This window comes from Streptomyces sp. NPDC041200 (assembly GCF_055591805.1).
Window position 1 is genome coordinate 63,358 of record NZ_JBVIZF010000027.1, and the last position, 26,968, is coordinate 90,325.

Annotated in this window: 24 protein-coding genes; 10 read left to right on the plus strand and 14 right to left on the minus strand. The window is 71.9% G+C overall.

Annotated features, from left to right (window positions below; all coding sequences use genetic code 11):
• Positions 1-231 precede the first annotated feature (231 nt).
• Positions 232-831 (plus strand): M23 family metallopeptidase, encoded by a 600-nt coding sequence (locus tag ACZ6CL_RS34480; protein ID WP_468943233.1) that lies wholly within the window; start codon positions 232-234, stop codon positions 829-831.
• 25 nt (positions 832-856) lie between these two features.
• Here ACZ6CL_RS34480 and ACZ6CL_RS34485 read toward each other — a convergent pair whose 3' ends face one another.
• Together ACZ6CL_RS34485 and ACZ6CL_RS34490 are read right to left on the minus strand one after the other, a co-directional pair.
• Positions 857-1,444 (minus strand): TetR/AcrR family transcriptional regulator, encoded by a 588-nt coding sequence (locus ACZ6CL_RS34485; RefSeq protein WP_468943236.1) that lies wholly within the window; start codon positions 1,442-1,444, stop codon positions 857-859.
• A 128-nt stretch (positions 1,445-1,572) separates the two neighbouring features.
• Positions 1,573-1,743, minus strand: coding sequence for a hypothetical protein (locus ACZ6CL_RS34490; protein WP_468943238.1), 171 nt, complete (start codon positions 1,741-1,743; stop codon positions 1,573-1,575).
• Here ACZ6CL_RS34490 and ACZ6CL_RS34495 point away from each other — a divergent pair.
• Complete coding sequence (locus tag ACZ6CL_RS34495) at positions 1,742-3,247, plus strand: MDR family MFS transporter (RefSeq protein ID WP_468943241.1); 1,506 nt, start codon at positions 1,742-1,744, stop codon at positions 3,245-3,247. The two genes, ACZ6CL_RS34490 and ACZ6CL_RS34495, sit on opposite strands and share 2 nt — an antisense overlap.
• A gap of 93 nt (positions 3,248-3,340) precedes the next feature.
• On the opposite strand, the gene cseC is transcribed toward ACZ6CL_RS34495, so the two are convergent.
• The 5 genes from cseC to ACZ6CL_RS34520 form a co-directional block, all read right to left on the minus strand.
• Positions 3,341-4,642: a two-component system sensor histidine kinase CseC gene (gene cseC, locus ACZ6CL_RS34500; protein WP_468943243.1), complete on the minus strand. Its 1,302-nt coding sequence runs from the start codon at positions 4,640-4,642 to the stop codon at positions 3,341-3,343.
• 9 nt (positions 4,643-4,651) lie between these two features.
• The gene (cseB, locus tag ACZ6CL_RS34505) at positions 4,652-5,362 is read right to left on the minus strand and encodes a two-component system response regulator CseB (protein ID WP_468943246.1); all 711 of its coding nucleotides are present in this window, start codon (positions 5,360-5,362) and stop codon (positions 4,652-4,654) included.
• 9 nt (positions 5,363-5,371) lie between these two features.
• A complete protein-coding gene (locus tag ACZ6CL_RS34510; RefSeq protein WP_468943249.1) occupies positions 5,372-6,082 on the minus strand; it encodes a hypothetical protein in 711 nt (236 codons plus the stop codon).
• A 35-nt stretch (positions 6,083-6,117) separates the two neighbouring features.
• Complete coding sequence (locus tag ACZ6CL_RS34515) at positions 6,118-6,732, minus strand: SigE family RNA polymerase sigma factor (RefSeq protein ID WP_468943252.1); 615 nt, start codon at positions 6,730-6,732, stop codon at positions 6,118-6,120.
• A gap of 253 nt (positions 6,733-6,985) precedes the next feature.
• Positions 6,986-7,906: an HhH-GPD family protein gene (locus ACZ6CL_RS34520; protein ID WP_468943254.1), complete on the minus strand. Its 921-nt coding sequence runs from the start codon at positions 7,904-7,906 to the stop codon at positions 6,986-6,988.
• 239 nt (positions 7,907-8,145) lie between these two features.
• Here ACZ6CL_RS34520 and ACZ6CL_RS34525 point away from each other — a divergent pair, with 239 nt between their 5' ends.
• Positions 8,146-8,997, plus strand: a complete 852-nt coding sequence (locus ACZ6CL_RS34525) for a hypothetical protein (RefSeq protein ID WP_468943256.1) — start codon at positions 8,146-8,148, stop codon at positions 8,995-8,997.
• A gap of 57 nt (positions 8,998-9,054) precedes the next feature.
• Here the strand turns inward: ACZ6CL_RS34525 and disA are convergent, their stop codons facing one another.
• Positions 9,055-10,113 carry a DNA integrity scanning diadenylate cyclase DisA gene (gene disA / locus ACZ6CL_RS34530; RefSeq protein WP_385447599.1) on the minus strand — a complete coding sequence of 353 codons (1,059 nt, stop codon included), beginning with the start codon at positions 10,111-10,113 and terminating at the stop codon, positions 9,055-9,057.
• A gap of 259 nt (positions 10,114-10,372) precedes the next feature.
• A complete protein-coding gene (gene radA / locus ACZ6CL_RS34535; RefSeq protein WP_468943259.1) occupies positions 10,373-11,794 on the minus strand; it encodes a DNA repair protein RadA in 1,422 nt (473 codons plus the stop codon).
• Positions 11,795-11,976: 182 nt separating this feature from the next.
• Between radA and ACZ6CL_RS34540 the strand changes: the two genes are divergently transcribed.
• Positions 11,977-13,686 (plus strand): BACON domain-containing protein, encoded by a 1,710-nt coding sequence (locus ACZ6CL_RS34540; protein ID WP_468943260.1) that lies wholly within the window; start codon positions 11,977-11,979, stop codon positions 13,684-13,686.
• Between the two features lie 83 nt (positions 13,687-13,769).
• On the opposite strand, the gene ACZ6CL_RS34545 is transcribed toward ACZ6CL_RS34540, so the two are convergent.
• A complete protein-coding gene (locus ACZ6CL_RS34545; RefSeq protein ID WP_468943262.1) occupies positions 13,770-14,606 on the minus strand; it encodes a DUF3109 family protein in 837 nt (278 codons plus the stop codon).
• A gap of 85 nt (positions 14,607-14,691) precedes the next feature.
• Here ACZ6CL_RS34545 and ACZ6CL_RS34550 point away from each other — a divergent pair, with 85 nt between their 5' ends.
• The 4 genes from ACZ6CL_RS34550 to ilvD all read left to right on the plus strand — a co-directional run bounded on the left by ACZ6CL_RS34550 (position 14,692) and on the right by ilvD (position 19,286).
• On the plus strand, positions 14,692-15,621 hold the full coding sequence (locus ACZ6CL_RS34550; RefSeq protein WP_468943265.1) for a Ppx/GppA family phosphatase: 930 nt from the start codon (positions 14,692-14,694) through the stop codon (positions 15,619-15,621).
• Positions 15,622-15,810: 189 nt separating this feature from the next.
• Entirely contained in the window at positions 15,811-16,656 is an 846-nt protein-coding gene (locus ACZ6CL_RS34555) for a sugar phosphate isomerase/epimerase family protein (RefSeq protein ID WP_468943268.1), read from the plus strand.
• On the plus strand, positions 16,653-17,291 hold the full coding sequence (locus ACZ6CL_RS34560; protein WP_468943270.1) for a TetR/AcrR family transcriptional regulator: 639 nt from the start codon (positions 16,653-16,655) through the stop codon (positions 17,289-17,291). The genes ACZ6CL_RS34555 and ACZ6CL_RS34560 overlap by 4 nt, the downstream gene beginning before the upstream one ends.
• 144 nt (positions 17,292-17,435) lie before the next feature.
• The gene (gene ilvD, locus ACZ6CL_RS34565; protein ID WP_468943273.1) at positions 17,436-19,286 is read left to right on the plus strand and encodes a dihydroxy-acid dehydratase; all 1,851 of its coding nucleotides are present in this window, start codon (positions 17,436-17,438) and stop codon (positions 19,284-19,286) included.
• Between the two features lie 7 nt (positions 19,287-19,293).
• On the opposite strand, the gene ACZ6CL_RS34570 is transcribed toward ilvD, so the two are convergent.
• Positions 19,294-21,558, minus strand: a complete 2,265-nt coding sequence (locus ACZ6CL_RS34570) for a protein kinase domain-containing protein (RefSeq protein WP_468943274.1) — start codon at positions 21,556-21,558, stop codon at positions 19,294-19,296.
• Positions 21,559-21,702: 144 nt separating this feature from the next.
• On the opposite strand from ACZ6CL_RS34570, the gene ACZ6CL_RS34575 reads away from it, so the two are divergent.
• Entirely contained in the window at positions 21,703-22,023 is a 321-nt protein-coding gene (locus tag ACZ6CL_RS34575) for an SH3 domain-containing protein (RefSeq protein ID WP_468943277.1), read from the plus strand.
• A gap of 89 nt (positions 22,024-22,112) precedes the next feature.
• Here the strand turns inward: ACZ6CL_RS34575 and ACZ6CL_RS34580 are convergent, their stop codons facing one another.
• Together ACZ6CL_RS34580 and ACZ6CL_RS34585 are read right to left on the minus strand one after the other, a co-directional pair.
• On the minus strand, positions 22,113-23,648 hold the full coding sequence (locus ACZ6CL_RS34580; protein ID WP_468943279.1) for a SulP family inorganic anion transporter: 1,536 nt from the start codon (positions 23,646-23,648) through the stop codon (positions 22,113-22,115).
• A gap of 226 nt (positions 23,649-23,874) precedes the next feature.
• On the minus strand, positions 23,875-24,219 hold the full coding sequence (locus ACZ6CL_RS34585) for a hypothetical protein (protein ID WP_468943281.1): 345 nt from the start codon (positions 24,217-24,219) through the stop codon (positions 23,875-23,877).
• Between the two features lie 340 nt (positions 24,220-24,559).
• Between ACZ6CL_RS34585 and proC the strand changes: the two genes are divergently transcribed.
• The gene (proC, locus tag ACZ6CL_RS34590; RefSeq protein WP_468943284.1) at positions 24,560-25,369 is read left to right on the plus strand and encodes a pyrroline-5-carboxylate reductase; all 810 of its coding nucleotides are present in this window, start codon (positions 24,560-24,562) and stop codon (positions 25,367-25,369) included.
• Between the two features lie 71 nt (positions 25,370-25,440).
• Here proC and trpS read toward each other — a convergent pair whose 3' ends face one another.
• The gene (gene trpS / locus ACZ6CL_RS34595; protein ID WP_468943286.1) at positions 25,441-26,460 is read right to left on the minus strand and encodes a tryptophan--tRNA ligase; all 1,020 of its coding nucleotides are present in this window, start codon (positions 26,458-26,460) and stop codon (positions 25,441-25,443) included.
• Positions 26,461-26,968 lie beyond the last annotated feature (508 nt).

Here is a 26,968-nt window from a genome sequence, read left to right on the forward strand (position 1 = left end):
TCGTGCCGCACGGTGATATGCGGCACAGCGCCCCGGGGGCCTACTACGGGAATTAGGAATCGCGGCGATCCAGGGTAGATGGCCAGGTCAGAGGGGATGGAATTCCCTTCCGGAAAGAGCGCCATAGTCGCACGAACTACGGAAGCGCTTAGTAGCGGCGCATCTTGGCCATATCGCGCGAACGGGATACCAAGGGGCATCGTCTTCCTGCATTCCCGGAGGTAGTCCCCTATGGCCCCGCGCGCCACCACCCGTCGTTATCGCAATTCGCATTCGTCCCTCGCGCGGGCCCGCGCCGCCGTGATCGCCGTGGGCGTGGGCGCATCTCTCGCGCTCGGCGCCGGGGTGACGTTCGCCGCGGAGGCGACCGCCCCCAGTGGCCCGGCCCGGGCGGCCGAGGCCAAGAAGGCCGACACGTGGGAGACCCCGGTCGCCAAGTACGCGCTGGGCGCCGCCTTCGGCCTGGCGGGCAACCTGTGGTCGCACAACCACAGCGGCCAGGACTTCGTGGTGCCCTCCGGCACCCCGGTGCGCGCCGTGCACACCGGTGTCGTGGTGAAGGCGGGCCCGAACGGCGGCGGCGACGGTCCTGCGTACGGCAACGCCATCGTGATCAAGCACGACAACAGCACGTACTCGCAGTACGCGCACCTCTCGCGGATCGACGTGCGAATAGGCCAGAGCGTGACCACCGGCCAGCGGATCGGGCTGTCCGGCAACACCGGCAACACGACCGGGCCGCATCTGCACTTCGAGATCCGTACGACGCCCAACTACGGCACGGCGGTGGAGCCGCTGGCCTTCCTGCGGCAGCACGGCGTCAAGGTCTGACCGGCGTCACGATCTGACCGACGGGTCACGATTCGCCCAGGCGCTCCGCTGGCGCGTGCGCCTGGGTTAGAAGGTCGAGGGCGACTTCGAGGACGGCTTGCCGCTTCTCCTCGGGGTCGCCCTCGATCGTTTGCAGCGCGAAGGCCCCCGCGTGCATGCTGAAGAGCGCGGTCGTGCAGCGGACTTGCTCGGTCAGGCCCGCGTCGGGGTCGCGGATGAGGGCGGACATCGCGATCATGCGGTCCTTGAAGACCTGGCCGATGCTCAGCTCGCGCACCGTCGCCTGGTTCTCCTGCATGAAGCGCAGCAGCGGTTCGACATCGGCCAGAGCGGCGCTGTAGCGGCGCAGCAGCTCCCGCTTGGTCTCCAGGGTGCGCGGCTGCCGCTCGCCCCAGGCGATCAGCTCGTCGAGCGGCTTGCTCAGGTCCTGGAAGAGGCTGAGGACGATGTCTTCCTTGGTCTTGAAGTGGTAGTAGAGCGCCGCCTTGGTGACGTCGAGCTGTTCGGCGATCTCGCGCAGCGAGGTCTTCTCGTATCCGCGCTGGGCGAAGAGCTCCAGGGCCACGTCCTGGATGCGCTGACGGGTGTCGCCCCGGCGCGGTGTGCTGCCCAAGATGCTCTCCTGTGGGGGTGGGGGCCAGCCCTCTGAGCAGGCCGAACGTAACTTACTTGACGCCCGGCTAGTAGACGTCTTACCGTTCCCACTGTACTCAACTAGCCGGGCGGCAGGTAAGTGGCGCGTCACCGGAGCTCGTCGTAACCAGGGGGAGTGGAGATCATGTCCCAGAAAAAACCAGAAGGTGAAGCGCCCCCCGCTTCCCTGCCCACACAGGGCACGGCCCAAGCCACCCCGGGTAAAGAGGGTAAAGAGCCGAAGACCCGCAGCACCAGCGTGGTGATCTTGGCGCTCATGATCGCGATGCTGCTCGCGATGCTCGACAACATGATCGTCGGCACCGCGATGCCGACCATCGTCGGCGAGCTGGGCGGGCTCGACCACCTCTCCTGGGTGGTGACCGCGTACACCCTGGCGACCGCCGCCTCGACCCCCATCTGGGGCAAGCTCGGCGACATGTACGGCCGCAAGGGCGTCTTCCTCACCTCCATCGCCCTGTTCCTCGCCGGTTCGGCCCTCTCCGGCATGGCCCAGACGATGGGTCAGCTGATCGGCTTCCGGGCCATACAGGGCCTGGGCGCGGGCGGTCTGATGGTCGGTGTGATGGCGATCATCGGCGATCTGGTGCCGCCGCGGGAGCGCGGCCGGTACCAGGGCATCATGGCCGGTGTGATGGCCGTGGCCATGATCGGCGGCCCGCTGGTCGGCGGCACGATCACCGACCACCTCGGCTGGCGCTGGATCTTCTACATCAACATCCCGCTCGGCGCGGTCGCCCTGTTCGCGATCAGCGCGGTGCTCCACCTGCCCAAGAAGCGCTTCGAGGGACGGATCGACTACACCGGCGCGGCCCTGCTGACCGTGGGCATCACCGCGCTCGTGCTGCTCACCACCTGGGGCGGCAACGAGTACGCCTGGGACTCGGCCGAGATCATCGGGCTCGGGGTGCTCGGCGTCGTCGCGCTCGCCGCGTTCCTGTTCGTCGAGAAGCGGGTCGCCGAACCCGTACTGCCGCTGCACATCTTCCGGATCGGCAACTTCTCGCTGGTCACCGTCATCGGCTTCCTCACCGGTTTCGTGATGTTCGGCTCGATGACCTTCCTGCCGCTCTTCCAGCAGACCGTCCAGGGCGCCAGCGCGACCAACTCCGGCCTGCTGCTGCTCCCGATGCTGCTCGGCATGATGGCCGTCTCGCTGGTCGCGGGCCGGGTCACCACCCAGACCGGCAAGTACAAGGTCTTCCCGATCCTGGGCGGCTTCCTGATCACCGCGGGCATGTTCCTGCTGGCGCAGATGGACACCGAGACCACCCGCCTCACCTCCGGCATCTACATGACGGTGCTCGGCGCGGGCATGGGCTTCCTCATGCAGACGACCATGCTGATCGCGCAGAACAGCGTCGAGATGAAGGACATGGGCGTCGGCAGCTCCTCCGCCACCCTCTTCCGCACCCTGGGCGGCTCCTTCGGCGTCGCGATCCTCGGTGCTCTGTTCACCAACCAGGTGGGGCAGACCATGGCCGAGCGCGGCGGCGCGAAGGCCGCGGCCGCCACCTCCGGCAGCGCCCAGCTCGACCCGGACAGCATCCAGAAGCTGCCCCCGCCCATCAAGGACGCCTACATGCACGCCGTGGCCAGCGGCGCGCACCAGGTCTTCCTGTGGGGCGCGGTGATCAGCGTCGTCGGGTTCCTCGCGGCCTGGTTCATCAAGGAGGTCCCGCTGCGCACCTCCGCCGCCAAGTCCGAGGACGGCGACGGCGCTGAGGCCCCGGCCATGAAGCCGGTGGCCGAGCCCGTCTGACGGGTACGAGACGTACGCCAGCCGCCCGTCCCTCACCGAGGGGCGGGCGGCTCGCGTATGTCTTCAGCCCGGGACGGCTCAGTCCGGGACCGCTCAGTCCGGGACCTCGATGATGGGGAAGCTGCCGGTGTTGGTGGGCGCCGACTCCGGCAGCCAGAGCACCGCCACCGCGCCGTCCTCCCCCTCCGCCGCCGGATCGGCGTTACGGAACGTCAGCCGCGCGCCCAGCACCCGGGCCTGGCCCGCGGCGATGGTCAGGCCCAGCCCGTGGCCCTTGCCCGCCCGGTCCTTGCTGCCGGTACGGAACCGGCTCGGCCCGTCCTTCAGCAGCGCCTCCGGGAAGCCGGGCCCGTGGTCGCGGACCCGCAGCACCCGCCCCTCCACGGTGACCTCGAACGGCGGCTTGCCGTGCCGGGCGGCGTTGGCCAGCAGATTGCCGAGGATGCGCTCCAGCCGCCGCGGGTCGGTGGAGACGTGGGCGTCCCGGGACACCACCGTGACCACGGCGTCCGGGGACACCACCCGCACCCGGCGGGTGATGAACTCGGCGAGGTCGATCTCCTGGAGTTCGGCCCGCTCGGCGAAGCCGTCCAGCCGGGCCACCTCCAGTACGTCCTCGACCAGCGTGCGCATCGCCTGCGCCCGGTCCCGTACCAGCTCGGTGGGGCGGCCCGGGGGCAGCAGTTCGGCGGCGGTGAGCAGCCCGGTGACCGGGGTGCGCAGCTCGTGCGCGATGTCGGCGGTGACCCGGCGCTCGGCCTCCAGCCGCTCCTGCAGCGCCTCGGCCATGCCGTCGACGGCGCGCGCCAGGTCGTCGGTCTCGTCGCGCACCCGGCCGCCGATGGCGTCCCGTACCCGCACCTCGGAGTCGCCCTCGGCGAGTTTGCGGGCCGCGGTGGCGGCCTTGCGCAGCCGCCGCGAGAGCTGATCGCCTATGAGCACGCCGAGCGCGATCCCGCCCAGCACCACGGAGACCGAGCCGAGGATCAGCACCCGGTCCAGGTCGTCCAGGACGGCGAAGCGGTCCTGGAAGCGGGTGTGGACGGAGAGCACCTTGCCGTCGCGCAGCGGCACCGACGCCCACACCTCGGGGCTGCCGGTGCCGGAGTCCTCCAGATAGGTGGCGCGCTGCCCGCGCGCCGCGAACTTCCGCAGGTCCTCGGGGAGCCGCTGGTCGTCCAGCTTGGCGCCGAAGCCCAGCACCCGCGACTGCTCGTACCACTTCTGGGCGACCTTGACCCGCTCGTCCATCACCGTGCGGCTGTTGTCCAGCATCGAGACCCGGGCGGCGTTGTGGACGACCAGGCTCAGCGCGACGGCGACCAGCGCGCTCACCGCGGCGATGGCCAGGCTGACCTTCCAGCGCAGTCCGGAGCGGAGGGCGAGTCTCACCATGGTCTGGCTTCAGCCCCTGAGCTTGTAGCCGAAGCCGCGGACCGTCTCGATGCGGTCCTGGCCTATCTTGCCGCGCAGCCGCTGGACGTGGACGTCGACGACCCGGGTGTCCCCGCCCCAGCCGTACTCCCACACCCGCTCCAGCAGACGGTCGCGGGAGAGCACGGTGCCGGGCGCGGTCGAGAACTCCAGCAGCAGCCGCATCTCGGTCGGCGTCAGCGCGACCTGCTCACCGCCCTTGCGGACCTCCATGCCCTCCGGGTCCACCTCCAGGTCGCCGAAGCGCAGCACCCCGCCCCCGGCCTCCTCGGGGCCCGGCTGCTCGCCGCCGCGGCCGCCGGGGCCGCTGGCGTGGCCGAAACGGCGCAGTACGGCCCGGATGCGGGCGACCAGCACGGCGCCGTCGAAGGGCTTGGTGACGTAGTCGTCCGCCCCGGCCTCCAGGCCCAGCACCACGTCGATCGAGTCGGCGCGGGCCGACAGCATGATCACGGGCACGGTGGACTCGTCGCGGATCCGGCGGCACAGGCTGACCCCGTCCAGGCCCGGCACCATCACATCCAGCAGGGCGATGTCCGGCCGGGAGGCACGGAACCGCTCCAGCCCGGTCAGTCCGTCGGGCGCGGCGGTCACCAGGAAGCCGTCGCGCTCCAGGGCGAGCTGGGTGGCCTCGCGGATGACGTCGTCGTCCTCGACGAAGAGCACATGGGTTTCGGCCACAGCCTCGGTTCAGCCTTCCGTTCCGTCGTCCTCGCCGCTGTCCTTCACGGCGGCGCTGGGAGCGGGGTCCTCCGTGGGGCCGTTCTTGCTGTAGTCGGTGTGCTTGTGCCGGATCACGGTGAACGCCTCCCTGCCTGCCGCCCAACGGTAGGTGATCACATCTTCGCGTGAAGGGCAGCAGACGGTGTCCCCCGAGGCGTACGAGAGCTTGGTGACGCTCAGATCGCCCTTGACGACGTCGGCGTAGACCGGCGGCTGCTCGTCGCGGAAGACGTTCTCGTACCGAGGCCCCACCTTGCGGTACACATACGAGCCGATGCCGAAGCCGTCGTCGCAGCTCGTGACGTTGATGACGAGATCGGACGCGGCGGATCCGGTCAGCTCCCCCCGGGCCACCTCCACCGGGTAGCCCTTGACCGGCTTCCCCTTCCCGGCCGCCGCCGTACACGGCTGGAGGTGCGACTTCAGGTCCTGGCCGACCTTCGGGTCCTCTTTGATCAGTCGCACCGCGTCGGCCTTCCGCACGGCCGGCGGCTTGGTCGTCCCGCCGCCCGCGTACGAGCCGTGGTCCTGCACGGAGGGCGAGGTCCACTGGGTGCGTGCCGGGCCCTCCGTCCGCACGCCCTGGCTGCCGGAACCGCATCCGGCCAGCATCCAGCCCCCCGCGGCCGCGAGGCCCACGACCGCGCCGCCGGAGATGATGGCAGACCTGCGGGTCATGCCGGTCCTGCTGGTCCTGTCAGGAGAGGCCCTGATCAGGCCGCGCACCGTTCCTGCCCCCGCTCCTGGCGGTCACGCCGGACCTGGTTCCGGACCCGGAGCGGCTTCGCGGCGGGCTCGCCCGCCCGCTCGCGGCCGAGCGCGCGGGCATCCAGCTCGCGGCTCTCCAGCTCCTGCCGCAGCCGGGCGAGCGCCCGGTGCAGCGTGCTCTTGACCGTGCCGGTCGACATACCGAGCGCCTCCGCCGTCTCCTCCGTCGTCATCTGCTCCCAGTGTCGCAGCACCACGACACTGCGCTGCTTGGGAGCCAGCACCCCGAGGATGTCGATGAGCAGGGCCCGGTCGGCGTGCTGCTCGGTGCCGTCGTCGACGCTGGACTCCGGCAGCTGCTCGGTGGGCACCTCGTCCAGCTTGCGGGCGCGCCACCACTCGGTCCGGGTGTTGATCATGACGCGGCGGAGATACGCGTCGGCGAGGGACTTGTCGGCTATCCCGTCCCAGCGGCCGTAGGTGCGCACGAGCGCGGTCTGCAGGAGGTCCTGTGCCTCGATCGGGTCCGGAACCAGCCGGCGGGCGCTGCGCAGCAGCGCGTCCTGCCGGTTGCGCACGTACTCCTCGAAGTCCAGAACCTTGCCGCTGCTGCCGGTCATCACGCAGCCCTCCATCCCGCTGTCTTCCCCACGTTGGATGCCGGTCGTTCGCCCGGCACGGGAAGGACGCTACGGAGGAGCTGTTGCGGCGCCATGTGCGTCAGCACCTCGGGATACGCACAGCTGTCCATAGGTTGTGTAACAGCGGAACCCGGCCCGACGCAGTGTCAGAACCGGGTCCTGGCAGTGTCACAGCCCTGTCACAGACTCCCTGGTGAGGCCGTGAAATCGAGGGGTGGCAAGGGACGCCGGATCACGTCAGCGGCAGCCGGTAGAGGCCGCCCGCGAGCGGTTCGACGAGACCGTCGGAGACCAGCCCGTCGAGCGCCCGGGCCCGCTGCACCGGCTCGTTCCACACCTGGTCCAGCGCCGCCTGCGGCACCGGCGCGACCGCCTCCCGCAACACCGCCAGCAGCTTGCCGCGCACCTGACGGTCCGTCCCGGCGTACGTCTGGCCGCGCCGCGGGGGGCCGTCGTGCTCCGGCGAACCGGCCCCGCGCCAGGCGCAGGACGCGGAGATGGGGCAGCGGGCGCAGTCGGGGGTGCGGGCCGTGCAGACCAGCGCGCCCAGCTCCATGGTGGCCGCTGCCCAGCGCGACGCCGTCCGCTCGTCGTCCGGCAGCAGGGCGCGGGCGAGCTTGCGCTCGGCGGCGGTGGTGGCGTTCGGCGGGTACTGGACGCCGCCGACCGCCCGCGCGAACACCCGGCGCACATTGGTGTCCAGCACCGGGTGGCGCTGTCCGTACGCGAACGAGGCCACGGCCGCCGCCGTGTACTCGCCGACCCCGGGCAGCGCGAGCAGCTGCGCGTGCTCCTCCGGTACGTCGCCGCCGTGCCGCTCCCTTATCGCCGCCGCCGCGCCGTGCAGCCGCAGCGCCCGGCGCGGATAGCCGAGGCGGCCCCAGGCGCGGACCGCCTCACCGGGCGGCTCGGCGGCCAGGTCGGCGGGGCGCGGCCAGCGGGCGAGCCACTGCTCGTACACCGGCAGCACGCGGCTCACCGGTGTCTGCTGGAGCATGAACTCGCTCACCATCACACCCCACGCTCCGGCCTCCGGGCGGCGCCAGGGGAGGTCGCGGGCATGGGCGTCGAACCAGTCGATGACGGGCCGGTGGAGCTCGGCACCGTCGGGGGTCGGGGTTGCGGCGGCCGGGGCGGCGGAAATGGCAGTCATCACATCCGATCCTGACACGACGGAACGCCCGATGGGGTCCGGAGGCGCGGGCGTTCGGGTCGAGCCGGGGCAGATCCGTGCGAAACGGTGCAATTCAGGTGAGGTTGCGCGGCGGATGGCCGGGTACGGGCCGGGCTGTTGTCGCCCGGGTGGCCGATCCGGTCGGATGATGAGAAAAGTAGGGAGTCCGGCGGCGGTTATTGGCGGGTGCGGGGCCTGATCTCCCATAGAGTTTCCACGTGGGATCTCTGCGCAATCCGATCGGGCCGCTTCCCTCCTCCATCTACTGGCGGCGGAGGGCTGTTGCGCTGGCCCTGCTCGCCCTCATCGCGCTGCTCGTCATCTGGGCCTTCGGCTGGGGTGGTTCGGGCGGCGGCGGAAGCGACGAGGGCAAGGGACCGGGCGGCGGCGGCCCCGCACGCACGATTACCCCCGGGCCGACCACCTCCGGGCCGGTGAACAGCGAACGGCCGGGCGGGCGCGACGAGTCGGACACCGGCGGCACGGGCCCCGGTTCGGGCTCCGGATCCGGGTCCGGCTCCGGTGACACCGGCGGCTCGGGCGCGGGCGGCGACGGCACCTCGGGCGGCACGGGCGGCGGCGGGGCCACCGGCGGCACCGGCGACGGTCTCGGCGACGGGGACGGCCAGGGGCTGCCCGTGGGGTCGAGCCTGCCGGAGTGCAAGCGCGGCGATGTCGAGCTGACGGTGCGCAGCGTCAAGGACGCGAAGGTGAAGAACACCTACGAGGCGGATGAGAAGCCGACGTTCGAAATCACCGTGAAGAACTCCTCGAACAGCTCCTGCGCGGTGGACTTCGGCCGGTCGGCCGCCTCCCTGACCATCACGGACGCGGACAACGAGCACGTCTGGGCCTCGGACGACTGCCCCGAGGGCACCGCCACCGCCCTGATCGAGGTGCCCGCCTCCGGCGAGACCAAGCGCACCGTGGAATGGGACCGCGAGCGCACCGCCGCCCACTGCGCGACGCCGAAGGGCGGCAAGGCCGCGGGCCCCGGCACCTACCTGGTCGAGGCGGAGCTGGACGGCCTGGGCGCGGCCAAGGTGTCGTTCGTCCTCGCCAAGGATTAGCGGCTGACAACAGAGGGGGCCGGATCCGATACGGATCCGGCCCCCTCTGTTGTGTCGCTACACGTACCGCTCCAGGATCGACGACTCCGCCAGCCGCGACAGGCCCTCGCGGACCGAGCGGGCCCGGGCCTCGCCCACGCCGTCGACCATCTGCAGATCGTCCACGCTCGCGGCCAGCAGCTTCTGCAGCCCGCCGAAGTGCTCCACCAGCCGCTCGATGATCGCCCCCGGCAGCCTCGGCACCTTGGCCAGCAGCCGGAAGCCGCGCGGGGAGACCGCCGAGTCCAGGGTCTCGGGGGAGCCCGTATACCCCAGGGCGCGGGCCACGATGGGGAGTTCGAGCAGCTCGGTGTGGGTGAGCCGGTCCAGCTCGGCGAGCGCGTCGGCCACGGTGCGGGTGCGCTTGGCGGTCGGCTCGGGCACGTAGTCCCGTACGACCAGCTCCCGCTCCGGCTCGACGCCCGCGATCAGCTCGTCCAGCTGGAGCGAGAGCAGACGGCCGTCCGTGCCCAGCTCCACCACGTACTCGGCGATCTCGGTGGCGATGCGCCGGACCATCTCCAGCCGCTGCGCCACCGCGCTGACGTCCCGGACGGTGACCAGGTCCTCGATCTCCAGCGCGGAGAGGGTGCCCGCGACCTCGTCCAGCCGGAGCTTGTACCGCTCCAGGGTGGCCAGCGCCTGGTTGGCGCGGGAGAGGATGGCGGCGGAATCCTCCAGGACCCGCCGCAGCCCGTCCACGTACAGCGCGATCAGCCGCATGGACTGGCTGACGGACACGACCGGGAACCCGGTCTGGATGGAGACGCGCTGTGCGGTGCGGTGCCGGGTGCCGGTCTCCTCGGTGGCGATCGCCGCGTCCGGGACGAGCTGCACCCCCGCCCGCACGATCTTGCTGATGTCCTTGTCGAGTACCAGCGCGCCGTCCAGCTTGCACAGTTCGCGCAGCCGGGTGGCGGTGAACTCGACGTCGATGATGAAGCCGCCGGTACACAGCGACTCCACGGTCTTGTCGGTGCCGAGCACGATGAGCCCGCCCGTGTTTCCACGGAGGATTCGCTCAAGGCCGTCACGCAGGGCCGTACCCGGCGCGACGGCGCTCAGAGTGGCACGCATCAGACTGTCGGCTTTGCCGGGATTCGATGCCCGGTCGCCTGCTGCCACTGCACTCCTCCGTCACAAGGTCTGAATCGGTGCCGCGAGTCGCCCTTCCGCGCCGCTGACGAGGCCGCGTACGGGCGAGACCAGGGCAAAGTCTACCGGCGGTCCCCGGCCTCCCGTGGGGTCTCCCGGCGTACGCCCGTGGGCGGGAGGTGGAGCGCGGCTTCCCCGGCGGTCCGGATCGCCCCGCTCACCACCGCGAACGCCCCCTCGCTCACCCCTGCTCGGGGGCGTCCGCCCGCGCGCGGCCCGCGCGCTCGCGCCGGGGCAGAACGCGCAGTGCGTCCCCTATGTCCGCCACCTCCAGCACCCGCATGCCGTCGGGGACGCGGCCCGGATCGGTGGGCACCAGGGCGTGGGTGAAGCCCAGCCGGGCGGCCTCGGACAGCCGCCGCTGCACCCCCGTGACCCGCCGGACCTCGCCCGCGAGCCCCACCTCGCCGATCGCCACCAGATTCTTGGGCAGCGGGGTGTCGCTCGCGGCGCTCGCCAGCGCGAGGGCCACCGCGAGGTCCGCCGCGGGCTCGGACAGCTTCACCCCGCCCACCGTGGCGCTGTAGATGTCGCGCTTGCCGAGCGCGCTGATCCGGCCGCGCTGCTCCAGGACGGCCAGCATCATCGAGACGCGGGAGGTCTCCAGGCCGGAGGTGGTGCGACGGGGGGAGGGGATCTGCGAGTCGACGGTGAGCGCCTGCACCTCGGCCACCAGCGGGCGGCGGCCCTCCAGGGTGACGGTCAGACAGGTGCCGGGCACCGGCTCGGCCCGCCGGGTGAGGAACAGCCCGGACGGGTCGGCGAGGCCGGTGATGCCCTCGTCGTGCAGCTCGAAGCAGCCCACCTCGTCCGTCGCCCCGTAACGGTTCTTGACGCCGCGGACCAGCCGCAGCCGGGCGTGCCGGTCGCCCTCGAAGTGCAGCACCACGTCGACCAGGTGCTCCAGCAGCCGGGGGCCCGCGATCGCCCCGTCCTTCGTCACATGGCCGACCAGCAGCGTGGACATGCCGCGCTCCTTGGACGCCCGGATCAGCGCCCCGGCCACCTCGCGCACCTGGGCCATGCCGCCGGGCGCGCCGTCGATCTCGGGCGAGGCGACGGTCTGCACGGAGTCCAGGACCAGCAGCGACGGCTTGACCGAGTCGAGATGGCCGAGCACGGCGGACAGATCGGTCTCGGCCGTGAGGTAGAGATGCTCGCTCAGCGCCCCGATGCGATCGGCGCGCAGCCGGACCTGACCGGCCGACTCCTCCGCGGTCACATACAGCGTGCGGTGGTCGTCGCTGGCCGCCTTGGCCGCGACGTCCAGCAGCAGCGTCGACTTGCCGACGCCGGGCTCCCCGGCCAGCAGCACCACGGCGCCGGGAACCAGGCCGCCGCCGAGCACCCGGTCCAGCTCGTCCACACCGGTGGAACGGGCGGTGGCCTGGCGGCCGTCGACCTGGCCGATGGGCAGGGCGGCCGAGGTGACCCGGCCGGGCGCGGTGGTCCGCACGGCGGGCGCGCCGAACTCCTCGACCGTGCCCCAGGCCTGGCACTCCGGGCAGCGGCCGAGCCACTTGGCGGTGGTCCAGCCGCACTCGGTGCAGCGATAGGAGGGCCGGTCCTTGGCGGATGAACGGGAGGAGCTACGGGCAGCCATGACGCCAACGCTAGCGCCGGCCACCGACAGCGGGTCGCGCAGGCTGCTTGTGGGCTCATAGCAGTTCCGGCGCGCGGAAGAGGGACACCTGTCCCCTTATGAGGGAGATGGTCACCCGTAAGGGTTAAAACTGCCGAAGTAAGGCGAGCAAGTCTGCATCATCCGCCTACGGTCGCCGGGTGATGAGCAGCAGGTCCGAGCACTCGACACACGCCACCGGCGCACACCGGGCGCAGCGCCGCGCGCCCCGCGTCGCCACCACGCGCCCCCAGCGGCCTCCCGCGCGCTACGAGCCGTATCTGGACGGTCTGTTCACCTACTGCCTGTCGGTCCTGTGCGAGCACGACGCCGCGGCCGTCACGCTCGGCGATGTGCTGGCCGTCGCCGAGCGGCGGCTCGGCCGGGGGCGCGGGCGCGGTCGCGCGGAGGCCGAGGAGGAGCCGAGCCGTCCGTGGCTCTACGCGGTCGCCCGCTGGGCCTGTCTGCGCAAGCTCGCCGAGCTGCGGGAGCGGCGGGAGCCGCGGGGGTCGTGGGAGCCGACGGGCGGGCGGGGCGGTCCGGACACCGCGCTGCCCGAGCCCGTCGCCGACCGGCGCCGCCGCGAACTCGCCGCGCTCGCCTGGCCCGAGGCCGCCGGGACCACCGCCGCCCAGCGCGAGGCGCTCGAACTCCACGTCCGCCACCAGCTCGGCCCCGCCGAGGTCGCCGCCGCGCTCGGCAAGGACGCCGACGAGACCCGCGCCCTGCTCTCCAGCGCCGCCTGCGAGGTCGAGCGGACCCGCGCCGCGCTCGCCGTCGTGGAGCTGGGCCACTGCCCCGTCGTCGCCCGGCTCGCGGGCGACACCCAGGTACTGCTCTCCGCCGCGCTCCGCCGTGAGCTGGTGCGCCATGTCGACGACTGCCGCGAATGCCGCCGGATGGCCGAGCGGGCCACGGCGGACGGCCCCTGGCCGGGCACGGCCGCCGCCCCCGCCGCGCTGCCGCTGGTGGAGGCGGACCGCTCCGCCGTGCACGCCGCGATGCTGTGCGCCTTGAGCGCACGCCCCGCGCGCGCCGCGGCCGGTCCGCGCTTCGACCGGCGCGGCTTCCCGCTGGACCCCCAGGACCGGGCCGCCCGTCGCAGCAGACTGCGCAGCCGCGCCCTCACCACGACCGTGGTCGCCACGGTCGTGGCCGCCCCGGTGCTCGCCCTGTGGGCCGCCTACCGGGGCGCGCCGCTCGCCGGGGACGAGCACGACACGGACGCGGTGGCCGCCGCAGCGGACGGCTCGGACGAGGCCCCGGCCGGTGAGCAGGATCGGTCCGCCAAGCGTGCGTACGAGCGGGCGGGCAGCGCGCAGGACCGTTCCGGCGCGGCCCGGCTGGGCAGCCGGGCCGGTGCGTCGGGGCCCGATGTGACGGTCGAGGTCATCGGCGTGGACGGCAAACCCGAGCGGCACGGCAAGGGCACCGGGCGCTCCCGGGGTGACGCCCGCCCCGATCCCGGCGGCCGCGGCGGCTCCGCCCCGCCCCGCCCCGCCCCCGGGCCCGGGCGGCTCACCGTGGAGGCCCAGCCGAGCGGCGATGTGACGGTCATCACCCTGTCCGCCTCGGGGGGCGCCCCGGTGCGCTGGTCGGCCTCGGCGTCGGGCGCGTCCTGGCTCCAGCTCAGCCGCACCGCCGGTGAGCTGCGGCCCGGCCAGACGGCGACGATCACGGTGTCGGTGGACCGCGACCGCGAGCCGCCGGGGCGGTGGCGGGCGCGGGTGACGGTGGCGCCGTCGGGGGCGATGGTGCTGATCGAGGGCCGGGGCCAACCCCCGGCGCCCACTCCGGCCCCCACGACATCCCCCGACCCCACCCGGCCGCCCTCCACCCCGCCCCCGTCGCCCACCGAAGCCCCCAAGGACTGACGAGCGGAAAAGTGGCGGGCCCTGCGGCCCGCCACGGTGAACACGGTGAAGGAGACCCGGGACGGAGGGAGCCCCAAGCCCCCTCAGGGAGTCGGGTCTGCCGGGTGGGGGGCTACCAGGGGGAGGGAGGCCGCCAGCCGGGCCTCGCACAGCTCCACCAGCCGGTCGTACCCCGCCTTCCCCATCAGCTCCGTCAGCTCCGGCCGATACGACACGTACACCGGATCCCCGGCGCCGTGCGCCGACACGGCCGAGGTGCACCACCAGTGCAGGTCGTGCCCGCCCGGTCCCCACCCCCGCCGGTCGTACTCACCGATCGTGATCTGCAGCACCTGCGTGTCGTCCGGCCGGTCGATCCACTCGTACGACCGCCGCACCGGCAGCTGCCAGCAGACGTCCGGCTTGGTCTCCAGCGGTTCACGCCCCTCCCGGAGCGCCAGGATGTGCAGCGAACAGCCCGCGCCACCCGCGAAACCGGGCCGGTTCTGGAAGATGCACGAGCCGTCGTAGCGGCGCGTCTGACGGTCGCCGTCCTCGTCCTCCTGCACCCACCCCCCGGCGTGTCCCTCGTCGTGGAACTGCCAGATCTCCGGGGTCAGCCGGGCCATGTGGCGGGCGACCCGCTCCTCGTCCTCCTCGTCCGAGAAGTGCGCGCCCAGCGTGCAGCAGCCGTCGTCCGCGCGCCCGGCCTGGATGCCCTGGCAGCCCTGGCCGAAAATGCAGCTCCAGCGCGAGGTCAGCCAGGTCAGGTCGCAGCGGAAGACCTGCTCCTCGTCGGCGGGGTCGGGGAATTCGGCCCAGGCGCGGGCGAAGTCCAGGCCGACCTCGTCCGCGGGCGGCTCCGCCGGGGACGGGACCTGCTCCGGCTCCGGGGCGTTCTTCCGGCCTTTGTCCTGCTTCGCCTTTTTCGTCGTTGCCACGGTGCAAGGGTATGCCCCCGGCGTAAGCGCCCCGGGGACGGGATCCCGTGCATGGCCACACCGGCCGCACAGTAGCGTTCTGGCCATGAGACTCGGTGTCCTCGACGTGGGTTCGAATACGGTCCATCTGCTGGTGGTGGACGCGCACCAGGGCGCCCGCCCGCTGCCCGCCCACTCCCACAAGGCGGAACTGCGGCTGGCCGAACTCCTCGACGGCGACGGAGCCATCGGCTCCGAAGGCGTCGACCGCCTGATCGCGGTGGTCAATGAGGCGCTGGAGGCGGCCGAGGACAAGGGCGTCGAGGAGGTGCTGCCGTTCGCGACCTCCGCCGTCCGGGAGGCGGCCAACGCGGACAGCGTCCTCGCCCGGGTCGCCGAGGAGACCGGCGTACGGCTGCGCGTGCTCAGCGGCGAGGACGAGGCCCGGCTCACCTTCCTGGCCGCCCGCCGCTGGTGCGGCTGGTCGTCGGGGAGGCTGCTGCTCCTGGACATCGGCGGCGGCTCGCTGGAGATCGCGTACGGCCTCGACGAGGAGCCCGACGCGGCCGTCTCGCTGCCGCTGGGCGCGGGCCGGCTGACCGCCGGCTGGCTGCCCGGCGACCCGCCCGACGCGTCGGACATCCGCGCCCTGCGGCGGCACGTACGCACCGAGATCGCCCGCGTCGTCGGCGACTTCAGCCGCCACAGCACGCCGGACCAGGTGGTCGCCACCTCCAAGTCCTTCAAGCAGCTGGCCCGGATCGCGGGCGCCGCCCGCTCCGCCGAGGGCCCGTACGTGGAGCGCAGGCTCACCCGCGAGGCGCTGGAGGAGTGGGTGCCCCGGCTGGCCGCCATGCCGGCCGCGGAGCGCGCCGAACTGCCCGGGGTCTCCGAGGGGCGCGCCCCGCAGCTGCTGGCGGGGGCGCTGGTCGCCGAGGCCGCCATGGATCTGTTCGAGGTCGACGTGCTGGAGATCTGCCCGTGGGCGCTGCGCGAGGGCGTCATTCTGCGCCGCCTGGACCACCTGCCCACCTGAGGCGACCGGGCCTGCCTACCTGAGGTGACCGGCCCGCCCACCTGAGGTGACCGGCCCGCCCGCCTGAGGTGACCGGCCCGCCCGCCTGAGGCGACCGGGCCTGCCGACATGACGTGACCGGCCCGCCCGCGTGACGTGATCGGCAGTCGCGGTTTAGTCGCACAGAGCAGCGGCCGTACGCTGTCCCTCGTGACAGAGCCAGTGGTGCGCATCCCGGATGCGAAGGTCGCCCTGTCCACCGCCTCGGTCTATCCGGAGTCGACGGCGACGGCCTTCGAGATCGCCGCGCGGCTGGGCTACGACGGTGTCGAGGTCATGGTGTGGACCGATCCGGTCAGCCAGGACATCGAGTCGCTGCGCCGCCTCTCGGATTATCACGGGGTGCCGATCCTTGCCGTGCACGCGCCATGTCTGCTGATCACTCAGCGGGTGTGGTCCACCGACCCATGGGTCAAGCTGCAGCGGGCCAAGGCGGCGGCCGAGCGGCTGGGCGCGTCGACCGTCGTCGTCCACCCGCCGTTCAGATGGCAGCGTTCGTACGCCCGCGAGTTCGTCCGCGGAATCTGGCGGATGGCGGACGAGACCGACGTGCGATTCGCGGTGGAGAACATGTTCCCGTGGCGGTACCGCGACCGCGAGATGCTCGCGTACGCCCCGGACTGGGACGTCACCAAGGACGACTACCGGCACTTCACGATCGACCTCTCGCACACCGCGACCTCCCGGACGGACGCCCTGGACATGGTGGACCGGATGGGCGACCGGCTCGCCCATCTCCACCTCGCCGACGGCCAGGGCTCCAACAAGGACGAGCACCTGGTGCCGGGGCGCGGCTCCCAGCCCTGCGCCGAACTGCTGGAACGTCTCGCCAGGACCGGTTTCGACGGCCATGTGGTGGTCGAGGTGAACACCCGGCGGGCCATGTCCCAGGCCGAGCGCGAGGCCGATCTCGCGGAGGCGCTGGCCTTCACCCGGCTCCATCTGGCCTCCCCGACCCCGGCCTCCCGGGCGGGCCGGGCGGTGCGCCGGAAGTGACCCCCGCCACACCCCCGCCGCCCGCCGCCGGGCCCCGCCGCGGCCGCGGCCGCCCCGCCCGCGGCAGCGCGGCCGACGGCCCCGGAGCCCGCGACCGCATCCTGGCCGCGGCGCGCAACGAGTTCGCCGAGCGCGGCTACGACAAGGCCTCGATCCGCGGCATCGCCAAGGCCGCCGAGGTGGACCCGGCGCTGGTCCACCACTACTTCGGCACCAAGGACCAGGTCTTCGGCGCGGCGATCGAGCTGATCCTGGCGCCCGCCATGGGCGCCCCGGAGGCGGTGCACAGCGGCGGCCGGGAGGGCGCGGGCGAGCGGATGGCCCGCTACTTCTTCGCCACCTGGGAGAACCCGGTCACCCGGCTGCCCCTGCTGGCGGTGATGCGCTCCGCGCTCACGAACGAGGCGGCCGCCGCCGTCCTGCGCGGGATGATCGAGCGGCGGCTGCTGCTGCGGATGGCGCGCGACCTGGACGTACCGGACCCGAAGTTCCGGGCCCAGCTCGCGGCCGCCCAGATCATCGGGATCGCGATGCTGCGGTACGTGATCAAGATGGAGCCGGTGGCCTCCGCGACCGTCGAGGAGATCATCGCCATGGTGGGTCCGACGCTCCAGAGGTATCTCACCGAGAAGTAACGCGTGGTTCCGCACTGTGAGCCGCCCGTCTCTGGATCCGGACACCGCATCGGGATTCGCGCCCCACAGGCGTAGAGTCGGAAGACTCCGAAACCGATCCGCACGTCCGCTTCGCAGGACGCACTTACGAGGGAGCCGAGCACCGTGCCCGAGCTGAGGTCTCGCACCGTCACCCACGGCCGCAACATGGCGGGCGCGCGCGCCCTTATGCAGGCTTCCGGCGTAGCGCGCGAGGACTTCGGCAAGCCGATCGTCGCCGTGGCCAACAGCTTCACCGAGTTCGTGCCCGGCCACACCCACCTCCAGCCGGTCGGCCGGATCGTGAGCGAGGCGATCCACGAGGCGGGCGGCATTCCGCGCGAGTTCAACACCATCGCCGTCGACGACGGCATCGCGATGGGCCACGGCGGGATGCTCTACAGCCTCCCCTCCCGCGACCTGATCGCCGACTCCGTCGAGTACATGGTCGAGGCGCACTGCGCGGACGCGCTGATCTGCATCTCCAACTGCGACAAGATCACGCCCGGGATGCTGATGGCCGCGATGCGGCTCAACATCCCGACCGTCTTCGTCTCCGGCGGTCCCATGGAGTCCGGCCGCGCGACCCTCGTCGACGGCACGGTCCGCAAGCTCGACCTGATCACCGCGATCTCCGAGGCCGTCAACGACAAGGTCTCGGACGAGGACATCGCCCTCATCGAGGACAACGCCTGTCCGACCTGCGGCTCCTGCTCCGGCATGTTCACCGCCAACTCGATGAACTGCCTCACCGAGGCGATGGGCCTGGCCCTGCCGGGCAACGGCTCGGTGCTGGCGACCCACACCGCCCGCAAGGAGCTGTACGAGACGGCCGGGCGCACGGTCGTGGAGATCACCAAGCGCCACTACGAGCAGGACGACGAGACCGTCCTGCCGCGCGCCATCGGCTCCCGCGCCGCCTTCGAGAACGCCATGGCCCTCGACATCGCCATGGGCGGCTCCACCAACACGATCCTCCACCTGCTGGCCGCCGCCCAGGAGGCCGGTCTCGACTTCGACATGCAGGCCATCGACGAAATCTCCCGTCGGCTGCCCTGCCTGTCCAAGGTCGCGCCCAACATCGCCCCCGGCGGCGTCTATTACATGGAGGACGTCCACCGGGCCGGTGGCATCCCCGCCATCCTCGGCGAGCTGTACCGCGCGGGCCTGCTCAACGAGAGCGTGCAGTCGGTGCACTCCGACTCGCTCGCCGACTGGCTCAAGCAGTGGGACATCCGCGGCGGTTCGCCGTCCGCCGAGGCCGTCGAGCTGTTCCACGCCGCCCCCGGCTGCGTCCGCTCCGCGACCGCCTTCTCCCAGTCCGAGCGCTGGGACACCCTGGACACCGACGCCGAGGGCGGCTGCATCCGCGACGTCGCGCACGCCTACTCCACCGAGGGCGGCCTGGCCGTCCTCTACGGCAACCTCGCCGAGGACGGCTGCGTGGTGAAGACCGCGGGCGTCGACGAGTCGATCTGGACCTTCGAAGGCCCGGCCGTCGTCTGCGAGTCGCAGGAGGAAGCGGTCGAGCGGATCCTGAACAAGCAGGTCAAGGAGGGCGACGTCGTCGTCATCCGCTACGAGGGCCCCAAGGGCGGCCCCGGCATGCAGGAAATGCTCTACCCCACCTCCTTCCTCAAGGGCCGGGGCCTGGGCAAGGCCTGCGCGCTGATCACCGACGGCCGCTTCTCCGGCGGCACCTCGGGCCTGTCCATCGGCCACGCCTCCCCCGAGGCGGCCTCCGGCGGCACCATCGCCCTGGTCGAGGACGGCGACCGGATCCGCATCGACATCCCGGCCCGCACGATGGAACTCCTCGTCCCCGAGGAGGAGCTGGCCGCCCGCCGCGAGGCCCTCGGCGGCGTCTACGCCCCGAAGAACCGCGAGCGCAAGGTCTCCACCGCCCTGCGCGCCTACGCGGCCATGGCCCTCAGCGCCGACAAGGGCGCGGTGCGGGACGTCACCCGGCTCGGCTGATCACTGATCACCAGCGCTCCGGATCCCGGGCGTCCACGGCGAACACCGTGCCGTCCGGGGCCGTGGCGAAGACCTTGCCCGCCGCCGCCACCGGCGCGGGCATCAGGGCCAGATAGCCCTGATCGCCGGAGCGGTCCGCGCGCGGGCGGGTCTGGCCGAGCAGGCGGGCCCGCCGCGTGTCCACGGCCAGCACCCGGCCGTCCGCCGACGAGAAGTACAGCCGCTCGCCCGAGGCCACCAGCGGTGAGGCGTTGGCCACCGACGTCTCCATCCGCCACCGCTGGGCCCCGCGCGCCGTGTCGACGGCCACCAGCCCGCCGTCCTCGGCCAGCAGATACACCCGGTCGCCCCGGACGGCGGCACTGCTCAGTGACACCGGCACGGTCAGCTCGGACCGCCGCTCCGCCCGCCGCGCCGGGTCGTAGGTGACGACGGCGGCGGTACGGGTCCGGCTGTCGGCCTCGGTCAGGTGCAGGACGCCGTCCGGGCCCGCCCCGACGGGGGTGAGGGTGCCGGAGAGCGAGCGCTGCCAGCGCGTCGTACCGCGCACCGTGTCGATCGCCGTGACCAGGGTGCGCCGCCCGTCCGGGGCGGTGGTCAGGGCGTACGCGGTGCGGCCGTCGCCGTACGAGAAGAAGCTCGGCTCCGCGTGCCCGGGCAGCGCATGGCTCCAACGCTCCCGGTCCGTCGCCCCGTTCACCGCCGTGACGGTGCCGTCCGCCGCGACCAGCAGCACCGTGCCGCCCGCGGAGTAGACCCTGCCCCCGTACGCGGACACCTCGCGGCTCCAGCGGACCCGGTGGGTCCGCGGATCCAGCGCCTCCAGCCGCGTCCCGTCCGGCGACATCACCCGCACCAGACCGCCCGCCGGTACGGGCGCGCCGGTAGTGGCGGGCACACCGGGGCGGCTCGTGGCGGCGGCGGGACGCGACCACACCACCCGGCCGTCGGCGGGATCGATCCGGGCGGCCTGGACGCCGCGCGCCGCGCAGTACAGCGCGCCGTCCCCGTACGAACAGGACGCGGGCCGCGCGCCCTTGGCCGCCGCGGCCGCGCCGCCGCCACGCAGCTCCCGTTCCCACGGCCGCCACGCGGTGGTGGCGGTCGCGGCGCTGTTCTGCGGGTGCCGCTCCGCGGCGGACTCCCGCTCGTTCAGCTGACGCAGCCCCACGACCGTGCCCGCACCCAGCAGGACCAGCGCTGCGAGCCCCGCCGGAATCCACCGCCGCACACCCCGGCGTATCCGCGGCGCGGACTCCTCCGCCGCTTCCTCCGGCTCCGGCACTTCCTCCGGCTTCGGCCCTTCCGGCACCGGCCCGGACGCCACCTCAGCCTCAGCCGCCACGACCGGCTCAGCCAACACGGCGGGCAGCACCACCGGCTCCGCCACCCGCTGCGCCGGGAGCACCACGGGCGCGGGCCCCCGCGCCTCCGGCGGCTGGGGCCCGCGGACCGCCCGCAGCACGGTCATCAGGGCATCCGGCGTGGGCCGTTCCGCCGGGTTCTTGGCGAGGCAGCGCTCGATCAGCGGCAGCAGTTCGTCCGGAACCCCCGCCAAATCCGCCTCGTCGTGCACCACTTGGTACGCCACGATGTACGGACTCTCGGACTCGAACGGCCCTCGCCCCGTCGCCGCGTGCACCAGCAGCGACCCCAGCGCGAACACGTCCGCCGCCGGGCCCACCGCCCGTGGCCGCTGGAACTGCTCGGGCGCCATGAACGGCGGCGTGCCGATCAACTTCCCCGTCTCGGTGCGCAGCTCTGAGTCCGACGGCCGGGAGATCCCGAAGTCGATGACCTTCGGACCGTCCGCCGCGAGCAGCACATTGCTGGGTTTCAGATCGCGGTGGACGACACCCACCCGATGGATGTCGCGCAGCGCCTCCGCGAGCCCGGCCGCCAGCGCGACCACCTCGTCCGGCGCCAACGAGCCGTTCCGCTTGACGTGTTCTGCCAGGGTCGGGCCGGGGATGTACGTGGTGGCCATCCACGGCCGTACGCCCTCCGGGTCGGCGTCCACGACGGGCGCGGTGAACGCCCCGCTGACCCGCCGAGCGGCCGCCACTTCCTGCCGGAACCGCGCCCTGAACTCGGGGTCTTCGGAGAACTCGGCATGGATGACCTTCACCGCGAGCCGTCGTCCGGACGCCGAGCGGGCGAGGTGGACCACGCCCATGCCACCCGCGCCGAGGCGTGCCTCAAGCCGGTACTGCCCGGCGTATTCCGGATCTTCCGCTTCTGGCCCCGTACCGGCTCCGCGCACCGGCGGCATGCCCCACCCCCGTGAATTCGGCCGCGTCAGCGACTCGGCGAGCCTAGTCGATGACGCGTACGAGACTCGTTAACCTACGCATGTCGTGTCACTTAATCCGACATGTGCACTACGTCAGAACGAAGTTCAACGGGGGAGGGCCACATGGCCATCGAAGACACCGCCATCGAAGACACCGCCATCGAAGACACCGCCATGGAAAACACCGTCGCGCAAGCTGTCACCTATCCGGTCGCGCCGGGCTACCAGGTGAACGTCCGCAGCGGTCCGGGCACCGGCTACCAGCTGATCAAGAAGCTGCCGGTCAACACCCGCGTACCGATCCGCTGTCAGACGCACGGCCAGCGGGTGTCCGGTCCGTACGGCTCGACGGACATCTGGGACTGCATCGCCCCGGGGCAGTACGTCTCCGACGCGTACGTGAAGACGGGCAGCGACGGCTTCGTCGCCGTCGCCTGCGGCTGAACCGCGCGCACGGCGGCCTGGTGAAAAAGCCCCGGGCCCCCGGCGCGGGATGCGCCGAGGGCCCGGGGCTGGGCTGTTCGGGTCAGTCGCTACGCCAGTACTTTGGCGTCGGCTTCGGCGTCGGCTTCGGCTTCGGCATCGCTGGTCTCCGCATGGCGGACCACCGCGTTGTGCCGCTCGGTCCAGGTGGCCAGCGCCATCTCACAGGCGTGGTCCACATGGCGCAGTCCCCTCAGGTCCAGCTCCACGACCCGCTCACGGGGCAGCGCCTCCAGCGAGTCCAGCAGCTTGGGCAGCCGGAGGAAGGTCGCGTTGCCGAGCACCCGCACCTTGACGGGCTCGTCCTCGTCGGCGCTGTCGAGACCCTTGACGTCGATGTGGACGTGCGAGGTCTCCCAGGCGGTCTTGATGACCGACAGCAGCAGACCGATGATGACGCCCTCGAACATGTCGGTGGCGACGATGGCCCCGGCGGTCACGATCAGGATGATCGCCTCGCCCCGGCGCTCCCGCCACAGCGGCAGCAGGTCCTTGGTCGGGATCAGCTTCCAGCCCGCGTGCACCAGCACACCGGCGAGCGTCGCGATCGGGATGATGCCCAGCGCGGAGGGGAAGAGGACCGCGAAGACCAGCAGCCACACACCGTGCAGGATGCGCGAGAGCTTCGTCTTGGCACCGGCGAACACATTGGCCGAGCTGCGCACGATCACCGCGGTCATCGGCAGCGCGCCGAGCACACCGCACACCGCGTTACCGGCGCCCTGCGCCATCAGTTCCTTGTCGTACTCGGTGCGCGGACCGTCGTGCAGCCGGTCCACAGCCGCCGCGCTGAACAGGCTCTCCGCCGACGCGATCAGCGTGAACGCGAGGACGGTTCCGATCATGCCCACTTCGGCCAGCTGGGTGAACTCACCGATGCCGGGGGGCTGGATGGCCTCCAGCAGACCCTTGACCTCGACGCGGGCGACCGGCAGATCGAGGCTGACCGTCGCGATCGTCGCGAGCATGACCGCGGCCAGCGGTGCGGGCAGGATCTTGACGCCCTGCTTGAACCGCGGCCAGAAGACCAGGACCAGGATGGTTCCGACGCCGATGGCCACGGCCGTGAGCGAGTCGCTCGACCCGGCCACATCGCTGATCAGTCCGGGAATACCGAAGATCTTGTCGAGCCCGCTGCTCGGGGCCTTCATGTCGCCGAGCGCGTAGAGCTGCCCGGCGATCAGTACGAGGCCGATACCGGCCAGCATGCCCTGCACCACGGCGAGCGAGATGGCCCGGAACCAACGGCCAAAGCCCAGGGCGCCCATGGCCAGCTGGAGCAGTCCGGAGATCAGGACGAGTACGCCCAGTGCCGCGACGCCGTATTCCTGTACCGCCTCGTACACCAGCACGGTCAGACCGGCGGCGGGTCCCGACACCTGCAGGCTGCTGCCCGGCAGGAAGCCGGTGACCAGACCGCCGACGATGCCGGTGATCAGGCCCAGCTCGGCCGGGACGCCGGAAGCGACGGCCACGCCCACGCACAGGGGCACGGCCACCAGGAAGACGACGAGAGACGCGGTGAAGTCGGCGCGGAACGTCCCGCCGCCGGGGGAAGAGCCCGCGGCGCCGTCGGCGCCGCGCATTCGGGCAAGAAGGGAATTTCGCATGAGGGTTGCCTCCAGTGCGCCCCGTCACCGGCTCAGGGCAGGCGGGGGCACGGCATAGCACTTCGTCAGTGGGATCGATGGAATCGGTCGCTGGCGGTGAAGCTCGCTCGCTCACCCAGAGGGGTGAGAAAGCGTGAAACGTGACGCGCTAAGGCGTACAAAACGAGCCGTCACGGGCCGTCGGCATATGACGGCGCAGCCCTCAGCAGCGGAAAATCTGGAGAATGACGGGCAACTCGCCCGATCTCGAAACCGGCACAGCCTGCCGGCCTGTCAGGGATTCGCTGATCGCGGTGCGCGGCAGCCGCACACCCGCGTCGCATCCGCACACGCATCCGTATTTGCCGCTCGGTGTGGGTGCGGTCAGCGGTGCGCGTCCATTGCGGAGCCCCTTGCAGTCCTCCACCCCGCCGTCATGGCTGGTGGAGAGAGCCTTGATGATCGGCTTGGGGTCGGCGGACGCGGTCGAGGTGATCGTTTCAGGGTGGGTGACCTGCGCTGACGAGGTGTCCGCGGCGATGAAGAGGGCGAGCAGTACGGATACCACGGCTAGCAGCCCACGAGCGGTATGCCGGACCGTCCTCACCATCGCCTCCCTCCTGTACGTATCGACACTCAACTCCATTGTGTCCAGAAGCCCGTGACCATTTGCAAGTCGATATGTAACCAACTTGTGAATGGAGAGGCGTCGAACAGGACGGGTTCCTTCCGGTCGCCCCGGCGGACGCCAGCGCTCACAAGCGATCGGGCCGCGCCGGGTCACCCGATCGCCTGGATGGAAAATATTATTCATCGAACAATGAATAACGCGCGGCGCGTCGCCCGGCCCCCGGTGCGAGGATGAGAGACGTCCATCCATCGCAGCAACGCACGAGGTGAGCCGCACTATGACGGAGACGGTCGCCGTACTCGGCACGGGAAAGATCGGCGAGGCCCTGCTCAGCGGAATGATTCGCGGTGGCTGGAAACCGACCGATTTGCTGGTCACCGCCCGCCGCCCGGAGCGCGCCCAGGAACTGCGGTCGCGCTACGGCGTCGAGGCCGTCACCAACGCCGAGGCGGCCAAGGCCGCCGACACCCTCATCCTCACCGTCAAACCGCAGGACATGAGCACGCTGCTGGACGAGCTGGCCCCGCACGTGCCCGCCGACCGGCTGGTGATCTCCGGCGCCGCGGGCATCCCGACCTCCTTCTTCGAGGCGCGCCTGGCCGTCGGCACCCCTGTCGTGCGCGTCATGACCAACACCCCCGCCCTCGTCGACGAGGCCATGTCCGTCATCTCGGCGGGCAGCCACGCCCAGGAGGAGCACCTCGTCCACGCCGAGGCGATCTTCGGCGGCGTCGGCAAGACGCTCCGCGTCCCGGAGAGCCAGCAGGACGCCGCGACCGCCCTCTCCGGCTCCGGTCCCGCGTACTTCTACTTTCTCGTCGAGGCCATGACGGACGCCGGAATCCTGCTCGGGCTGCCCCGCGACAAGGCCCACGACCTGATCGTCCAGGCGGCGATCGGCGCCGCGACGATGCTGCGCGACAGCGGCCAGCACCCGGTCTCGCTGCGCGAGGCCGTGACCTCGCCCGCGGGCACCACCATCAGCGCCATCCGCGAGCTGGAGAGCCACGGCGTACGCGCCGCCCTGATCGCCGCCCTGGAGGCCGCCCGCGACCGCAGCCGAGAGCTGGCCTCCGGCAACGGCTGACCCCGCCCGGGCCCCGGCGCCGAGCCGGGGCCCGAAGACCCCGTGCCAGGCCCCTGGCTCAGGCGCCCGTCTCAGGCCGACGGCAGCAGCCCCACCGCCGCATAGGCGGCGTCGACCCGCGGCCGGGCCAGCGCCCGGGCGCGCTCGGCCCCGGCCCGCAGCACCCCGTCCACATGAGAGGGGTCCGCGCTCAGCTCGGCGTGCCGGGCCCGGAGCGGCCGCAGCAGCTCCACCACCGCCTCGGCCACCGCGGCCTTCAGCGCCCCGTACGAGGTGTACTCGTCGGCCAGCACCTCCGGCTTGCCCCCGGTGCACGCCGCGAGCACATCCAGCAGGTTCGCCACCCCGGGCCGCTCCTCCCGGTCGTACCGGACATCACTGCCGCTGTCCGTGACCGCCCGCATGATCTTCTTGCGCACGACGTCCGTCTCGTCCAGCAGATAGACGATGCCCCTGCCCTCGGCGTGCGACTTCCCCATCTTCGACAGCGGGTCCTGCAGATCCATCACCCGCGCCGCCACCGGCGGAGGCGTGGCCCGCGGCACGGTGAAGACCGGCCCGTACCGCTGGTTGAACCGCCGCGCCAGCTCCCGGGTCAGCTCCACGTGCTGCGTCTGGTCGTCACCGACCGGCACCTCGTCCGTCCCGTACGCCAGGATGTCGGCCGCCATCAGGGCCGGATAGGTGAGCAGCGACAGCCGTACGCTCCTGTCGCGCGCCGACTCCTGTGCGACCTTCTCCTTGTACTGGATCATCCGCCGCATCTCGCCGTCGGAAGCCGTGCACTCCATCAGATAGGAGAGCCGGGCGTGTTCGTCCACCTGGCTCTGGACGAACAGGGTGCACTGCTTCGGGTCCAGACCGGCCGCCAGGAACAGCGTGGCCGTCTGCCGGGACAACCGCCGGACCCGCGCCGGATCGTGTTCCACCGTCAGCGCGTGGAGATCGACGACGCAGAACAGCGCGTCGGCCCGGTACTGGTCCTCTTCAACCCACCGGCGCAGGGCGCCGAGGTAGTTCCCGAGGGTCAGATGCCCGGTCGGCTTGACCCCGCTGAAGATCCGGGGCCGTGCCGTCGTGGTGTGTGTCATGGGTCTGCTCTCTCTCCCGCTGTCTCGGGACCGCCGGGCCGGACGGCCGGGCCCGCGAGAGGGAGGAGATACGCGAACGGCCGCCGGAGCGGCGGCCGTGGAAGTGCATGCGCTGGGGGCGGCCGCCGGTCAGGCGGGCCACCACTGTGCGATGTGCGCATGCTGCGTCATGCCTCTGAGAGTACGCCCCGCAGGGCGGCCCGGCGCGGGTTTGAAGGCCGCCGGGGCGTCGTGTAGAGTTCTTCGAGTTGTCACGGAGTCCGCAGGGAAACGGGGCAGCACTTCGAGCCGCACCGGCGGCAAACCACTCAGCACGACCCCCAATCGGGAACGACTTCGGCATGCCGAAATCCGAACCAAAAAGCTCGATTATGAGCTTCCGGGGGAATCCGCTAAAGTGGTGGACACGCCGGAAGGCGCGAAACACCCCGCTCCAACAGGGGGCCGGAAACGGAATTCGGACCGGAAACGGAACGGAAAACGGATCTGGTAAGGTTGGAAACACGAA

Coding starts and splice junctions, on each gene's coding strand:
- disA (WP_385447599.1), bottom strand. CDS start 10,113: ATGCGTGCCACTCTGAGCGCCGTCGCGCCGGGTACGGCCCTGCGTGAC.
- ACZ6CL_RS34480 (WP_468943233.1), top strand. CDS start 232: ATGGCCCCGCGCGCCACCACCCGTCGTTATCGCAATTCGCATTCGTCC.
- ACZ6CL_RS34550 (WP_468943265.1), top strand. CDS start 14,692: ATGAGACTCGGTGTCCTCGACGTGGGTTCGAATACGGTCCATCTGCTG.
- ACZ6CL_RS34495 (WP_468943241.1), top strand. CDS start 1,742: ATGATCGCGATGCTGCTCGCGATGCTCGACAACATGATCGTCGGCACC.
- ACZ6CL_RS34540 (WP_468943260.1), top strand. CDS start 11,977: ATGAGCAGCAGGTCCGAGCACTCGACACACGCCACCGGCGCACACCGG.
- proC (WP_468943284.1), top strand. CDS start 24,560: ATGACGGAGACGGTCGCCGTACTCGGCACGGGAAAGATCGGCGAGGCC.
- cseC (WP_468943243.1), bottom strand. CDS start 4,642: ATGGTGAGACTCGCCCTCCGCTCCGGACTGCGCTGGAAGGTCAGCCTG.
- ACZ6CL_RS34520 (WP_468943254.1), bottom strand. CDS start 7,906: ATGACTGCCATTTCCGCCGCCCCGGCCGCCGCAACCCCGACCCCCGAC.
- ACZ6CL_RS34490 (WP_468943238.1), bottom strand. CDS start 1,743: ATGAGCGCCAAGATCACCACGCTGGTGCTGCGGGTCTTCGGCTCTTTA.
- ACZ6CL_RS34510 (WP_468943249.1), bottom strand. CDS start 6,082: ATGACCCGCAGGTCTGCCATCATCTCCGGCGGCGCGGTCGTGGGCCTC.
- trpS (WP_468943286.1), bottom strand. CDS start 26,460: ATGACACACACCACGACGGCACGGCCCCGGATCTTCAGCGGGGTCAAG.
- ACZ6CL_RS34575 (WP_468943277.1), top strand. CDS start 21,703: ATGGCCATCGAAGACACCGCCATCGAAGACACCGCCATCGAAGACACC.
- ACZ6CL_RS34570 (WP_468943274.1), bottom strand. CDS start 21,558: ATGCCGCCGGTGCGCGGAGCCGGTACGGGGCCAGAAGCGGAAGATCCG.
- ACZ6CL_RS34580 (WP_468943279.1), bottom strand. CDS start 23,648: ATGCGCGGCGCCGACGGCGCCGCGGGCTCTTCCCCCGGCGGCGGGACG.
- ACZ6CL_RS34515 (WP_468943252.1), bottom strand. CDS start 6,732: ATGACCGGCAGCAGCGGCAAGGTTCTGGACTTCGAGGAGTACGTGCGC.
- radA (WP_468943259.1), bottom strand. CDS start 11,794: ATGGCTGCCCGTAGCTCCTCCCGTTCATCCGCCAAGGACCGGCCCTCC.